We start from the raw sequence: 14188 nt of genomic DNA on the forward strand, positions 1-14188 counted from the left end.
GATTCCTCCGGGTGTCATGCCTAATCCTCCGGTATGCGCCGTTGATTGGCCGCATTGGCGTTCAGACCTGCGATGATGTTTTCATCCCTTTTTTCGCGACTTTTTTGTGAAGAGCTCTCCATGTTGTTGACCCGTCATCTCGATGCCAATGCCACGCTGGTTTCGCTGATCCAGCCGCTGACCACCCGCGATGGTTTCACGCCTACCACGTTGCCGGGCGTGCAGATTTTGCGGGCCAGTTGTGATTTGGCCCGTGGCCCGCAAATCTACGAGCCAAGCCTGGTCATCATCGCCCAGGGCAGCAAGTTGGCGTATCTGGGGTCGCGTACTCTGGAATACGGTGCCGGGCATTATTTGATTCAGGCGCTGCCGGTGCCGTTCGAGTGCGAGACGTTTTCCGCGCCCGATGGCCCGATGCTGGGCATTTCCATCGCCATTGACCGGGTGTTGCTCGGTGAGTTGGTGCTGGCCATGGGGCTGGCGTCGGGGCGCTATATCGCGGCGCAGACGCCAGAGTCCATGACTTCGGCGGTGCTCGATGATGCGATGCGGGGTTGTGTTGAACGGCTGTTGCGCTGTCTGCACGACCCGCTGGAGAGCCAGGTTATGGGACAGGCGCGATTGCGTGAGTTGTTGTTCGTCGCCTTGCGTGGGCCGCAAGCCGATGTATTGCGGGCGCTGGTGGAGCAACAGGGGCAGTTCGCCCGGATCGCGGCCTCCCTGAGCCATCTGCATGCCCATTACACCGAGCCGCTGAACGTCGAAGCCCTGGCCAGCTGCGCCAACATGAGCGCATCGACGTTTCACGAGCATTTCAAACGCTGCACCTTGTTGTCGCCAGTGCAGTATCTGAAGCGTTTGCGCTTGCTCAAGGCCCAGCGCTTGCTGCAGGGCGAAGGATTGGGCGTGGCCCAGGTGGCGCATCGGGTGGGGTATCAGAGTACGTCGCAGTTCAGCCGTGAGTACAAGCGCTACTTCGAGCGTAATCCGGGGGATGAGCGCGCTGCCTGATCCACAGGTTCTTGTGGTGACGCTTGAATTGCGGGCAACAAAAAGGCCCCCGTTCAGGGAGCCTTGTTGTTCAGACGGTCGACTTACATGTTCGGGTAAGTCGGGCCGCCGGAGCCTTCCGGCGCCACCCAGGTGATGTTCTGTGCAGGGTCCTTGATGTCGCAGGTCTTGCAGTGAACGCAGTTCTGGGCGTTGATCTGGAAGCGCTTCTCGCCGTCTTCCTGGGTGACCACTTCGTACACGCCGGCCGGGCAGTAACGCTGGGCAGGTTCATCGTACAGCGGCAGGTTCTTGCTGATCGGGATGCTCGCGTCGGCCAGCTTCAGATGGCACGGCTGCTCTTCTTCGTGGTTGGTACCGGAGATGAACACCGAGCTGAGTTTGTCGAAGCTGATCTTGCCGTCCGGTTTCGGGTAGTCGATCTTCTTGCAGTCGGCCGCCAGTTTCAGGCACGCGTAATCCGGCTTGGTGTCGTGCAGGGTGAACGGCAGTTTGCCGCCGAAGATGTTCTGGTCGATCCAGTTGAAACCGCCGCCGACAATGGCGCCGAACTTGTGGATCGCTGGGCCGAAGTTTCGGCTGGCGAACAGTTCGTCGTAGAGCCAGCTCTTCTTGAAGGCGTCGACGTAAGTAGTCAGCTCTTGCGTGCCGTCCAGATCGGCGAACAGCGCGTCGGCCACCGCGTCAGCGGCGAGCATGCCGGACTTCATCGCCGTGTGGCTGCCCTTGATCTTGGCGAAGTTCAGGGTGCCGAGGTCGCAACCGATCAGAGCGCCGCCCTTGAAGACCATTTTCGGCAGCGAGTTCAGGCCGCCTTTGCAGATGGCGCGAGCGCCGTAGCTGACGCGCTTGCCGCCTTCCAGATATTGCTTGAGCACCGGGTGATGCTTGAGGCGCTGGAACTCATCGAACGGCGACAGGAAGGTGTTGCTGTAGGAAAGATCGACGATCAGACCGACCACCACCTGGTTGTTTTCCAAGTGATAGAGGAACGAGCCCCCGGTGTTCTCGGTGCCCATGATGTCCAGCGGCCAGCCGGCGGTGTGGACCACCAGGCCAGGCTGGTGCTTGGCCGGGTCGATTTCCCAGATTTCTTTCAGGCCGATACCGTAATGCTGGGCGTCGGCTTCGCTGTCGAGGTTGAAACGCTTGATCAGCTGCTTGCCGATGTGGCCGCGGCAACCTTCGGCGAACAGCGTGTACTTGGCGCGCAGTTCCATGCCTGGGGTGTACAGGCCTTCTTTCGGATTGCCTTCGCGGTCAACGCCCAGATCGCCGGTGATGATCCCGCGGACTACGCCGTTCTCGTCGAACAGCGCTTCCTGGGCGGCGAAGCCCGGGTAGATTTCCACGCCCAGGTTCTCGGCCTGCTGGGCCAGCCAGCGGCACAGGTTGCCCAGGGAGATAATGTAGTTACCTTCGTTGTGCATGGTCTTGGGCACAAAGAAGTCTGGAATCTTCTGCGCGCTGTCAGCGTTTTTCAGAACGAAGATGTCATCGCGGGTGACTGGCGTGTTCAGCGGCGCACCGAGTTCTTTCCAGTCGGGGAACAGTTCGTTCAGGGCCCGTGGTTCGAACACGGCACCGGACAGGATATGAGCGCCGACTTCGGAGCCTTTTTCGACCACGCAGACGCTGATTTCCTTACCGGCTTCGGCGGCCTTCTGCTTCAAACGGCAGGCGGCGGACAGGCCAGCGGGGCCGGCACCGACGATGACCACGTCGAATTCCATGTATTCGCGTTCCACAGGCTATCTCCTACTCAAGGCTCAACAGTTTTTTTTCTAATTGGAGGTTGGGTGTCGCATTCATGAATTCCCCATAGTGCGGTACAGAGGACAATCGATGAACCACCTTTCTCTTTGGGTGGCGCATTATATCTACACCACTCTTAGCGTCCAATACAAACGTTTGTTTGAATCGGCTCAAAGCCAGATAAATCAAAGTCACGCGGCTTATGACTGGCCATTTTGCCGTATTGACCGGAATAGGTGTTCCGGTCAAGATACGGGCGGTTTTGCGCTCGCCGTAGGCTGAATGTAGGTTTCAAGAGCACCTCTAAAGACAGGGCGATGGCAGTACAAGGTGAAGCGCCGCGCAGGTATCGCGCGCAGTTTACACGCCACGGTAATGAATGACTTGTCGGTCACCACTGACGAACGGTCATCAGCCTTGTGAGCAAGGTTCACCCAATACACCTGCCAGCGTTTTTAGAGGTGCCCTTGCGCCGATGAGCATCAACCGCCAGGTTCGCCTAGGCGACTTTCTTTTCACCGGAGAGTAACGAGGAATCCATGAAGGTTCTTGTAGCTGTCAAACGCGTTGTGGATTACAACGTCAAGGTTCGCGTCAAGGCGGACAATTCCGGCGTCGACCTCGCCAACGTCAAGATGTCGATGAACCCGTTCTGCGAAATCGCAGTGGAAGAAGCCGTACGTCTGAAAGAGAAAGGCGTGGCGACTGAAATCGTCGTCGTCTCCATCGGCCCATCCACCGCTCAAGAGCAACTGCGCACCGCGCTGGCTCTGGGTGCCGACCGCGCCATCCTCGTCGAATCCGCTGAAGATCTGACTTCCCTGGCCGTGGCCAAGCTGCTCAAGGCAGTGGTCGACAAGGAGCAGCCACAGCTGGTGATCCTCGGCAAACAAGCCATCGACAGCGACAACAACCAGACTGGCCAGATGCTCGCGGCATTGAGTGGCTACGGTCAGGGCACGTTCGCGTCGAAAGTCGAAGTGTCCGGCGATACAGTTGCCGTGACCCGCGAAATCGACGGCGGCGCGCAGACGGTTTCCCTGAAACTGCCGGCCATCGTCACCACCGACCTGCGTTTGAACGAGCCGCGCTACGCGTCCCTGCCAAACATCATGAAAGCCAAGAAGAAGCCTCTCGAAGTGCTGACTCCAGACGCTTTGGGCGTTTCCACCGCCTCCACCAACAAGACCCTGAAAGTCGAAGCGCCAGCTGCACGCAGCGCGGGTATCAAGGTCAAGTCGGTGGCTGAACTGGTCGAGAAACTGAAAAACGAAGCGAAGGTAATCTAATCATGACTATCTTGGTAATCGCCGAACACGACAACAAAGTGCTGGCCCCGGCCACGCTGAACACCGTTGCTGCTGCCGCCAAGATCGGTGGCGACATCCACGTTCTGGTTGCAGGCCAGGGCGCTGGCGCCGTGGTTGAAGCCGCTGCGAAAATCGCTGGCGTGAGCAAAGTCCTGAACGCTGACAATGCTGCTTACGCACATCAGCTGCCGGAAAACGTTGCTCCACTGGTAGCCGAGTTGGGCAAGGGCTACAGCCACATCCTGGCTGCCGCCACTTCCAACGGCAAAAACATCCTGCCGCGCGTCGCCGCTCAGCTGGACGTTGACCAGATCTCCGAGATCATCTCGGTAGAAAGCGCCGATACCTTCAAGCGCCCGATCTACGCCGGTAACGCCATCGCTACTGTGCAATCGAATGCTGCAGTGAAAGTGATCACCGTGCGTGCGACCGGTTTCGACCCGGTGGCGGCTGAAGGTGGTTCGGCCGCCGTTGAAGCTGTTGCCGCTGTTCACAACGCCGGCACTTCCAGCTTCGTCAACGAAGAACTGGCCAAGTCCGACCGTCCGGAACTGACCGCTGCCAAGATCGTCGTTTCCGGCGGCCGTGGCATGCAGAACGGTGACAACTTCAAACACCTGTACGCCCTGGCCGACAAGCTGGGCGCTGCCGTCGGTGCTTCGCGCGCTGCGGTTGACGCAGGTTTCGTACCCAACGACATGCAGGTCGGTCAGACCGGCAAGATCGTTGCGCCACAGCTGTACATCGCCGTCGGTATCTCCGGTGCGATCCAGCACCTGGCCGGCATGAAAGACTCCAAAGTGATCGTGGCGATCAACAAGGACGAAGAAGCGCCGATCTTCCAGGTGGCCGATTACGGCCTGGTGGCAGACCTGTTCGAAGCCATCCCTGAGTTCGAGAAGCTGGTCTAATCCGGCGGCTTGACTTATAAAGAGCCCGGCCTTTTGGTCGGGTTTTTTTTGTTCCGGATTTGAGTGGGGAGAGTGTTGCCATGGATCTGCGCCACTGGTTTGGCTGCTCTTTTTTGCCAGGATTGTGTTTAAGTCTGGCGCTGATGCCGGGGCTGTCCAGCGCTGCAGGCAAATGCGAACGCTTGATCGTGACCGGCAGTCCCGACGCACCGCCGTACCTGTGGCAAGACCCGCAAAACCCTAAGCACCTGATTGGCGCCAGCGCTGATTTGTTGCAACAAGTGGCGGGGGAGTTGGGCATCAAGGTTGAGCTGCTCTATGCCGGCAAACGCTCCCAGGCCCTGGATGAAGTGCGCAGCGGGCGGATGGACATGCTGGCCGATGCGCCGTTGATGGTCACTGAACTGGAAAATCTGGATTACATCCATCCTGCGATGCTGGAAAACGATTATCTGGTCTGGACTCGCAACGACTCGTTATTGGTTTACAACGAAGCGCAGGACCTCCACGGTCATCCCGGCGCGTTGTCGGAAAAGGCTCGAGTGAGCCCTTCATTCGGCACTTTCGCCGAGCAGCAATTGACCCTCTTGCGCACACCCAATCTGACTCAGGCCTTTCAGAAATTGCTGCTGGGCGAGGTGGAGTTTGTCCTCGCCGGTCGCTACTCGGGCATGGCCATGGTGCAAACGCTGGGGATGGCCAATGACTTGATGGCCCACTCACAACCCATCGACAAACCCGGCCTGTACCTCGCGGTTTCCCATAACTCCGCCTGTAACGATCCTTGGTTGCGCGGACAGCTGGCCAAAAAGATGACAGAATTGCCCGCCTCCGGACTGACGGAAGCTGCGTTGCTGCGCAATATCGAGCGTTGGAAAGCGCAAGGCTCACAGCCGCAGCCACAACCTGTCAGTACCCCAAAACAGTAGGGATTTTTAGTGAGTATTCGACCTCTTTTCGCTGCCCTGGCCGTTCTGGCTCTGGCGGGTTGTGCAGCCGATCCGGCGCCGAATGAACAAATACGCCTGACCGAACAGGCCCTCGAACAAGCCAAGGCCGTGGGCGCTACCGCCGAGGAAGTGCCGGAGCTGAAACTGGCCCAGGACAAGTTCAACCGTGCCAAGGGCAACATGGCCGACCAGTCCTTCAAGAATGCGCGCATGCGGGCCGAGCAGGCCGAGCTGGACGCGCGCCTGGCCGAAGCCCGGGTTCTGACCCTCAAGAGTGAGGCGCAGTTGAACGTGCTCAATACCCGCATCGCCCGCCTGCGCAAGCAACTGGGAGATGCTCAATGAACCTGAAGACCAAAGCACTCGGCGGCTTGATCCTGGCCGGCTGCGCAAGCCTTTATGGCTGCGCCGGTCAACACAGCGAAGTGGCGTTGCAGCAGGCCGGTGCCGACTTCCAGAAGGTCAAGGAAGACTCCAACGTGTTGCGTATCGCGCCCAAGGACGTGATTCGTGCCGGCGAGTCCCTGGCCCGCGCCGATCGACTGTCCAGCTACTGGGGCAGCGGTTCGGACGTGGCGCATTACGCCTACCTGAGCCAGCGCTACAGCGAAATCGCCCGGGAACATACCAATCAAGTGCTCAACGAAGAGCGCGCAGCGAAGCTCGAACTCGAGCGTCAGCGCCTGCAATTGGCGCTGCGTGAGTCCAAGTTGCTTAGCGTGCAGCAACAGGGCAAGTGGCTCGAAGAGCAGATCGTGGCGTTGGCGACCACCCAGACTGACCGTGGTCTGGTGATGACCCTGGGTGATGTGCTGTTCGATACCGGTGAAGCGGAGCTGAAGAGCTCGGCGAACCGCGTGGTGTTGAAAATCGTCCAGTTCCTGCAGCTCAACCCTAAGCGTGTGGTGCGGATCGAGGGTTATACCGACAGCACTGGCGGTAAACAGGAAAACCTCAAGCTGTCCCGCGACCGGGCGCAATCGGTAGCTGACGTATTGACGGACCTGGGCATCGACGACAAACGCATCCAGGTTGAAGGGTACGGCGATGAGTACCCGGTGGACGCCAACGCTTCTGAGCGCGGTCGTGCGCAGAACCGTCGGGTGGAAATTGTGTTCTCCGACGAAAAAGGCCAGCTCGGCGCGGCCCGTTAAGGGCTGCGTCACTGGAAAAACCCGGCCTGCTCAGCAGCGCCGGGTTTTTTTGCGCCCGTCAAATGCGTCGTAAAACAGTACAGCTTTTGCTGACACCGCACTGTATGGTCGACTATTGTAGTAACTGTCCCAGTACACTTCTAAACTGTTCCGGTATTGTTTCACACAAGAATAAAATGCCCGTGAAATCGAGTGCTGCGTCATGACCAATCTCTTGCTCTATCAACGTATTGCTCAGCAACTGGCCGAAGACATCCGCCGTGGCGTCTATCAGCCGGGAGAGCGCGTGCCTTCAGTGCGCAAGATGAGCTCGCAGCTCAACGTCAGCCATGCGACGGTGTTGCAGGCCTACGCCAACCTTGAAGATCAAGGGCTGATCCGTGCCCGGCCGCAATCCGGTTACTACGTGCACCAGACACCCGCCCTGACGGCACCGACCCCGGACATCGCCCGGGTCGAGCGCCCAGGCCTGGTCACCCGCAGCAGCATCATTCAGCAAGTCCTGGTCGAATCCCGCCGTGAGGGGGTCTTCCCGTTGGGCGCGGCTGTACCGAGTGTCGATTATCTGCCGGTGCGGGCACTGCATCAGCAACTGGCCAAAGTCACCCGTTTCCATAGTCCGCGCGCGTTCAGCTATATGTTCAGCCCTGGTTTCGAGCCGTTGCGTCGGCAAGTGGCGATCCGCATGCGCGATGCCGGCGTGGTGGTTGATCCGTCGGAAGTGGTAATCACCCACGGCTGCGTCGATGCATTGCAGATGTCTCTGCGCGTATTGACCCGGCCGGGCGATCTGATCGCCGCCGAGTCGCCGACCTATTACGGTTTGCTGCAACTGGCCGACCTGCTGGGGCTGAAAGTCATCGAGATCCCCAGCGATCCGGCCACCGGCATGAGCCTCGAGGCCTTGCAATTGGCGGCCAACCAGTGGTCGATCAAGGCACTGGTGCTGACCACGCGCCTGAGCAATCCCTTGGGCGGCACCATGCCCGAAGAGCGGCAGAAACAACTGCTGCGCCTGGCCTCGGATTTCGATATCCAGATCGTTGAAGACGATATTTATGGCGAGCTGATGTTCGAGCAGGGGCGCACCAAATCGCTCAAGGCCTATGACCGGCTGGATCGGGTGATTTATTGCTCCAGCTTCTCCAAAACCCTGTCGCCCGGCGTGCGGATCGGCTGGATGATTGCCGGCAAGTACCAGCAGGAAATTCAGCGCTTGCAGACGTTCAGCACGCATTCGGCCTGCAGTGTCACGCAAATGGGCATTGCCGCCTATCTGGAGAACGGCGGGTACGACCGGCATTTGCGTTACATCCGTCAGGAGTACCGCAAGAACCTCAGCGCTTTCCAACTGGCAGTGCAGCAATACTTCCCGGAAGGCACACAGATGACCCGGCCTACCGGCGGTTTCATTCTGTGGGTCAGTTTGCCGGGGCGGGTCAATACGCAAGAGTTGCATGTGCGTGCGCTGCAGCAGGGCATCAGCATTGCGCCGGGGCTTATTTTCAGTAACACCGAGCAATTCAATCACTGCATTCGCCTGAACTGCGGCATCCCCTGGAACCGCGAGGCCGAGCGTGCATTGATGACACTGGGGCTGCTGGCGACGCAATTGTGTCAGGAGACAACGAGCGGTTTTTGACTTGCGGGGCAGTTATGAACTGCCCGCTTGTCTTGTCGCCTCCAACAGGCGAGCATATAACCTTCTGCCGTTCGCGTCGTTGGGTCCATGAAGCCGATTTTTCCTTCTGCCTGGTTATTGATCTGCCTGTTGATGACTTGTCATGCGGAAGGTGTCATGGCGGCTTCCGTTCAGGAAAAACCGACAGCCGCCGCAACCGCGAAAAAACCGGCGACGGCTATAAAAACCGCTCCGGTCAAAAAAAAGGCTGCCCCGGTCAAAAAGCGTTCTCCCATTGCTTCCAAGTCAAAACCAGCCAGCGAAGTGTTGAAAACCAACCTCCCTCCCGCCAATCTCGACTTGAGCTTGCCCAAGGATAAGGTCGATGAATTGAAACCGGTCGGCACGGTACCGTTGCCTCGACACGATGCGGTGTTGCCGCAAATGTTCGGTGGCAAAAGCAGTCCGTTTCAGCTGAACGGTCGCCTGATCAGCAACGAAATGCAGCTGCAACGGCGCAACGAAGAGCGCCGGGACGTTGAAGGCGCGGCACTGGAATTCGAGTTCAAGCAGTAAATTTCCCCCTGTTCGTGACCCGCGAAACAGACGCTTTGTCGGAGACTGGTCAGTCACGTTCGTTTGAGCGTAAAAACCCGGGCCCGGGTAATTTAAAACAACTGTTTTAGCCGTTACTCTGTGCCGCGTCCCTTTAACACATTGCTCGTCGCGAGGAGCTTGTCGTCATGAGATGCCGTGAAGGCTGTGGCGCCTGTTGCATTGCCCCTTCCATCAGTTCGCCGATTCCCGGCATGCCCAATGGCAAAGCCGCCGGAGAACGATGCGTACAACTGTCTGCCGATAACCTGTGCAGCATTTTCGGCAAGCCGGAACGCCCCGCGGTGTGTTCGGCATTTGAGGCCGATGTCGAGGTTTGCGGAAGCAGCCGCGACGAAGCGATCAAATTGCTGGGCTGGTGGGAGCAAATGACGGCCGCGTGATGTGTTCAACGAACGGAACTTCAACAATAAGGAATAAGACTATGGGTTCGCTGCATCGTATCGCTGTGCTGTGTGGTTTGACGGTTTTGCTGGCCTCCACGGCCCAGGCCGAAGACTGGAAAACCGCCAAGGACGAAGATGGCATCAAGGTGTCCTTGAGTGAGGTGGCCGGTTCCCAATACAAGGCTTACCGTGGTGTAACGATCATGAAGACCACCATGGCCAAACTGCGTGCACTGCAGGAAGATGTTCCGGGAGCCTGCGCCTGGATTCACGAGTGCAAGGTCCAGAAGCTGCTCAAGCACGAAGGCAACCAGAGCTGGACCTACACTCAGTTCAATACACCCTGGCCGGTCACTGCTCGCGATTCGGTGTTGCATGTCACTACCGTTGACGGCGCTGATGGCAGCCTGACCCGCGAGCTGGAAGGGCAGCCGAAGTACCTTCCGGAAGAAAAGGGTTTTGTACGGGTCGCCCAGGTCAAGGGTTTCTGGAAGTTCGTGCCTAAAGGCGATCAAGTCGAAGTGACTTATCAGGTTCACACTGATCCAGGCGGCAGCGTGCCGTCGTGGTTGGCCAACAAGTTCGTGGTCGATGCGCCGTTCAATACTCTCAAAGCCCTGAAAGAACGCGCCGAGAAGTAGCCGCGTATCCAGTTGATGCGGCCTGTTCAACAACGCCCCGATCAAATCGGGGCGTTTCATTTCTACCAGGGGAGGGGAGTTATTTTGTTTCCGGATATGCGTTGAACGAAATTTTCACAATCTCTCCAAGACAATTCGCCTCAACGAATCAACCCCGCAACTTTGCGCCCACGCCGCTTGTCCCTGACCGCTATGAGCGGCAGTTTGGCTGTCGGGCAGTAATCAATGGCAATGCCGCGGTTGATCGTGCAACATTTGCGCACCGCGCACGCCCCGGGGCCGAGGATGGCCAACAGAGGGCAAGGCGCCACTGTATTTTTGTAACTTCAACTTCCAATGGGTCCTAAAACGACATGGCAAACCCGGACGCCCTGAATCAGCAGCGAGCTACTAGTCGCCTGCTGCAACCGACCGTCAAATCGCATCTGGCCTACACGCTGTTGTGCGCCCTGATCATGATGGTCATGTTCAGCCTGCTGCGCGTCGCGCTGCTGGTCTACAACCGCTCGATGATCCTCGACACACCGGCTTCGACCTTCCTGGAAGCGTTCGCCAATGGCTTGCGTTTCGACCTGCGCCTGGTGGTTTACCTCAGCGTTCCGCTGCTGCTGGCCCTGTTCAGCGCCCGGGCCATGGCGGCCCGCGGGTTCTTCCGGCTCTGGTTGACTGTTGCCTCGAGTATCGCGCTGTTCCTCGGCCTGATGGAGATGGACTTTTACCGCGAGTTCCACCAGCGCCTCAACGGCCTGGTCTTCCAGTATGTGAAAGAAGACCCGAAAACCGTGATGAGCATGCTCTGGTACGGTTTTCCGGTAGTTCGCTACCTGTTGGCCTGGGGTGTGGGCACGTTGATTCTGACCCTCGCGTTCAAGGGCGCCGACCGCGCCACACGTCCTCGCGGGCCGTTCAGCGGTGGCAGCATCGGCACGCGCCAGGTCGCTCCGTGGTATGCGCGCGGCGTGGTGTTCGTGGTCTGCCTGATGGTCTGTGTGGTCGCGGCGCGTGGCACCCTGCGCCAGGGCCCGCCGCTGCGTTGGGGTGACGTCTACACCACCGACTCGAATTTCGCCAACCAGTTGGGCCTCAACGGCACGCTGTCGCTGATCGCCGCGGCCAAGAGCCGGATGTCCGAAGAGCGCGACAACATCTGGAAAGCCACACTGGAACAACCTCTGGCCCAGCAGACCGTGCGCGATATGCTGCTGACTCCGAGCGACAAACTGGTGAACCCGGAGACCGCCGCGGTGCGTCGCAACTACACCCCCGACGCCAACAAGACACTGCCGATCAAGAACGTCGTGGTGATCCTGATGGAAAGCTTCGCCGGTCACTCGGTGGGCGCTCTGGGACGTCCGGGCGAGATCACGCCTTCCTTCGACAAACTGTCGAAAGAAGGTCTGTTGTTCGACCGTTTCTTCTCCAACGGCACCCATACCCACCAAGGTATGTTCGCCACCATGGCCTGCTTCCCGAACCTGCCAGGTTTCGAATACCTGATGCAGACCCCGGAAGGCAGCCACAAACTGTCCGGCTTGCCACAGTTGCTCAGCACTCGTGGCTACGACGATGTGTATGTTTATAACGGCGACTTCGCCTGGGACAACCAGTCGGGCTTCTTCAGCAACCAGGGCATGACCAACTTCATCGGGCGCAATGACTTCGTCAACCCGGTGTTCTCCGACCCGACCTGGGGCGTGTCTGACCAGGACATGTTCAACCGTGGCCTGGAAGAGTTGAAAGCCCGCGACGGCAAGGACAAGAAACCGTTCTATGCCTTGCTGCAAACCCTGTCCAACCACACGCCATACGCCTTGCCGACACCATTGCCGGTGGAGCGCGTGACCGATCGTGGCAGCCTCAACGAACACTTGACCGCCATGCGCTACTCCGACTGGGCATTGGGTCAGTTCTTTGAAAAGGCTCGCAAAGAGCCGTACTTCAAGGAAACCCTGTTCGTGATCGTCGGCGACCACGGTTTTGGCAATGAACAACAGATCACCGAAATGGACCTGGGCCGCTTCAACGTGCCGATGCTGATGATCGGGCCGGGCATACAGGAAAAATTCGGTCAGGTCGACCACACTGTGGGCACCCAGATCGACATCGTGCCGACCATCATGGGCCGCGTGGGTGGCGATGTGGTCCATCAATGCTGGGGGCGTGACTTGCTGAACCTGCCGGAAGGTGACAAGGGTTTCGGCATGATCAAGCCGTCGGGCAGCGATCAGACGGTCGCCTTGCTCACCGCGGACCGCGTGCTGGTACTGCCTAAAGAGATGCCGCCAAGGTTGTATCAATACGAACTGGGCGCTAACCCGAAAGGTGAAGTGATCCCGGCATCGGCTGACGAAGCGGCGCTCAAGCAGAAGCTCGAGTCGTTCATCCAGACGGCTACCAAGAGCCTGTTGGACAACACCGCCGGTGTGGTTGACGGCAAACCGGACTAAGTTTTTCCGGAATACAAAAGAGGCCCTTCGCAGGGCCTCTTTTTTTTGCCGGTAGAATCTCTATATCTTGCCAAGCAGCAATAGGATTAACAGCACCACCAACACCACGCCGATGATACCGGACGGGCCATAACCCCAACTTCTGGAGTGCGGGAAGACCGGCAGGCCGCCTATCAGCAACAGGATAAGAATAACGATAAGAATTGTGCCCATGTCTATTTCCTTGTTGGAAGCGTTGTGGGTTTGACCTGGCGTTTTAGCCATCAGCTGGACTTGTATTAATCCTAGCTGCTTAAAAAATCCGACTCATGGCTATGAAGAAAAATTCCAAGTTTTTTTAATGTTTTTGGAAAGTATGTTTATTTCTTTTGCTCTGTTTCGAAGTTGAAACAACCGCACCGCGCCGTGGTTCATCGCTGGCCATTCAGCACTCTGATGGAGCGTGGGTCGCGCATTATCCTTCGCTACACTCGGTGCATCTTCCCCGGAACAACAAGGCTGTTTGCTATGCAAAATCGCATGATGATCACTGGCGCGGGCTCAGGCCTGGGTCGCGAAATCGCGCTGCGCTGGGCGCGTGAAGGCTGGCAGCTGGCCTTGTCGGATGTCAGTGAGCCCGGCCTGCAGGAAACCCTCAAGTTGGTGCGCGAAGCTGGCGGTGACGGCTTCATTCAGCGCTGCGATGTGCGCGACTACAGTCAGTTGACCGCCTTCGCCCAAGCCTGCGAAGAGAAACTCGGCGGTATCGATGTCATCGTCAACAATGCCGGCGTGGCCTCGGGCGGGTTCTTCAGTGAACTGTCGCTGGAGGACTGGGATTGGCAAATCGCGATCAACCTGATGGGCGTGGTCAAGGGCTGCAAGGCCTTCCTGCCGCTGCTGGAGAAAAGCAAAGGCAAAATCATCAACATCGCCTCGATGGCGGCGCTGATGCAAGGCCCGGCCATGAGCAACTACAACGTGGCCAAGGCAGGTGTGGTGGCGTTGTCCGAAAGTTTGCTGATTGAACTGGCCCATGAGGAAGTCAGCGTGCATGTAGTTTGCCCGTCGTTCTTCCAGACCAATCTACTGGACTCCTTCCGTGGCCCGACCCCGGCCATGAAAGCCCAGGTCGGCAAATTGCTGGAAAGCTCACCGATCACCGCTGCTGACATTGCCGACTACATCTATCAGCAGGTCGCCGCTGGCGAATTCTTGATCCTGCCTCACGAGCAGGGCCGTATGGCCTGGGCGATCAAACAGAAAGACCCGCAATTGCTCTACAACGAAATGACTGTGATGGCCGACAAAATGCGCGCCAAGGCCAAACAAAACGCAGGCTGAACTTGCCTGTGCGCAACACCGTCGTTAGGGTGGCCGCCAACCGGCCATCCCAACGAGACGTCTG

General features: G+C 58.4%; 14 protein-coding genes. 12 read left to right on the top strand and 2 right to left on the bottom strand.

Annotated elements, in window-relative coordinates; all coding sequences use genetic code 11:
* The first annotated feature begins 120 nt into the window (after nt 1-120).
* A complete protein-coding gene (locus PGR6_RS07525) occupies nt 121-1011 on the top strand; it encodes an AraC family transcriptional regulator (RefSeq protein ID WP_064616620.1) in 891 nt (296 codons plus the stop codon).
* A gap of 83 nt (nt 1012-1094) precedes the next feature.
* Here PGR6_RS07525 and PGR6_RS07530 read toward each other — a convergent pair whose 3' ends face one another.
* Complete coding sequence (locus tag PGR6_RS07530; RefSeq protein WP_064616622.1) at nt 1095-2759, bottom strand: electron transfer flavoprotein-ubiquinone oxidoreductase; 1665 nt, start codon at nt 2757-2759, stop codon at nt 1095-1097.
* A 546-nt stretch (nt 2760-3305) separates the two neighbouring features.
* Between PGR6_RS07530 and PGR6_RS07535 the strand changes: the two genes are divergently transcribed.
* The 10 genes from PGR6_RS07535 to PGR6_RS07580 all read left to right on the top strand — a co-directional run bounded on the left by PGR6_RS07535 (nt 3306) and on the right by PGR6_RS07580 (nt 12801).
* A complete protein-coding gene (locus tag PGR6_RS07535; protein WP_007903904.1) occupies nt 3306-4055 on the top strand; it encodes an electron transfer flavoprotein subunit beta/FixA family protein in 750 nt (249 codons plus the stop codon).
* A gap of 2 nt (nt 4056-4057) precedes the next feature.
* Nucleotides 4058-4987 carry an electron transfer flavoprotein subunit alpha/FixB family protein gene (locus tag PGR6_RS07540; protein ID WP_019582611.1) on the top strand — a complete coding sequence of 310 codons (930 nt, stop codon included), beginning with the start codon at nt 4058-4060 and terminating at the stop codon, nt 4985-4987.
* Between the two features lie 80 nt (nt 4988-5067).
* Nucleotides 5068-5916: a substrate-binding periplasmic protein gene (locus PGR6_RS07545; RefSeq protein ID WP_064616624.1), complete on the top strand. Its 849-nt coding sequence runs from the start codon at nt 5068-5070 to the stop codon at nt 5914-5916.
* Nucleotides 5917-5925: 9 nt separating this feature from the next.
* Entirely contained in the window at nt 5926-6282 is a 357-nt protein-coding gene (locus PGR6_RS07550) for a DUF4398 domain-containing protein (protein ID WP_064616625.1), read from the top strand.
* Nucleotides 6279-7091 carry an OmpA family protein gene (locus tag PGR6_RS07555; protein ID WP_064616627.1) on the top strand — a complete coding sequence of 271 codons (813 nt, stop codon included), beginning with the start codon at nt 6279-6281 and terminating at the stop codon, nt 7089-7091. The genes PGR6_RS07550 and PGR6_RS07555 overlap by 4 nt, the downstream gene beginning before the upstream one ends.
* A gap of 202 nt (nt 7092-7293) precedes the next feature.
* Nucleotides 7294-8733, top strand: a complete 1440-nt coding sequence (locus PGR6_RS07560) for an aminotransferase-like domain-containing protein (protein ID WP_018929883.1) — start codon at nt 7294-7296, stop codon at nt 8731-8733.
* Nucleotides 8734-8820: 87 nt separating this feature from the next.
* Nucleotides 8821-9288 (top strand): hypothetical protein, encoded by a 468-nt coding sequence (locus tag PGR6_RS07565; RefSeq protein ID WP_026286700.1) that lies wholly within the window; start codon nt 8821-8823, stop codon nt 9286-9288.
* A 167-nt stretch (nt 9289-9455) separates the two neighbouring features.
* Nucleotides 9456-9710: a YkgJ family cysteine cluster protein gene (locus PGR6_RS07570; RefSeq protein ID WP_007942053.1), complete on the top strand. Its 255-nt coding sequence runs from the start codon at nt 9456-9458 to the stop codon at nt 9708-9710.
* A 41-nt stretch (nt 9711-9751) separates the two neighbouring features.
* Complete coding sequence (locus tag PGR6_RS07575; protein ID WP_018929881.1) at nt 9752-10354, top strand: START domain-containing protein; 603 nt, start codon at nt 9752-9754, stop codon at nt 10352-10354.
* A 353-nt stretch (nt 10355-10707) separates the two neighbouring features.
* Nucleotides 10708-12801: an LTA synthase family protein gene (locus tag PGR6_RS07580; RefSeq protein ID WP_018929880.1), complete on the top strand. Its 2094-nt coding sequence runs from the start codon at nt 10708-10710 to the stop codon at nt 12799-12801.
* 60 nt (nt 12802-12861) lie between these two features.
* Here PGR6_RS07580 and PGR6_RS07585 read toward each other — a convergent pair whose 3' ends face one another.
* The gene (locus PGR6_RS07585) at nt 12862-13020 is read right to left on the bottom strand and encodes a DUF3309 family protein (RefSeq protein WP_172901242.1); all 159 of its coding nucleotides are present in this window, start codon (nt 13018-13020) and stop codon (nt 12862-12864) included.
* 288 nt (nt 13021-13308) lie between these two features.
* Between PGR6_RS07585 and PGR6_RS07590 the strand changes: the two genes are divergently transcribed.
* Nucleotides 13309-14124 carry an SDR family oxidoreductase gene (locus PGR6_RS07590; protein ID WP_018929879.1) on the top strand — a complete coding sequence of 272 codons (816 nt, stop codon included), beginning with the start codon at nt 13309-13311 and terminating at the stop codon, nt 14122-14124.
* The last annotated feature ends 64 nt before the right edge of the window (nt 14125-14188 follow it).

This window comes from Pseudomonas sp. GR 6-02 (genome assembly GCF_001655615.1).
Taxonomy (GTDB): domain Bacteria; phylum Pseudomonadota; class Gammaproteobacteria; order Pseudomonadales; family Pseudomonadaceae; genus Aquipseudomonas.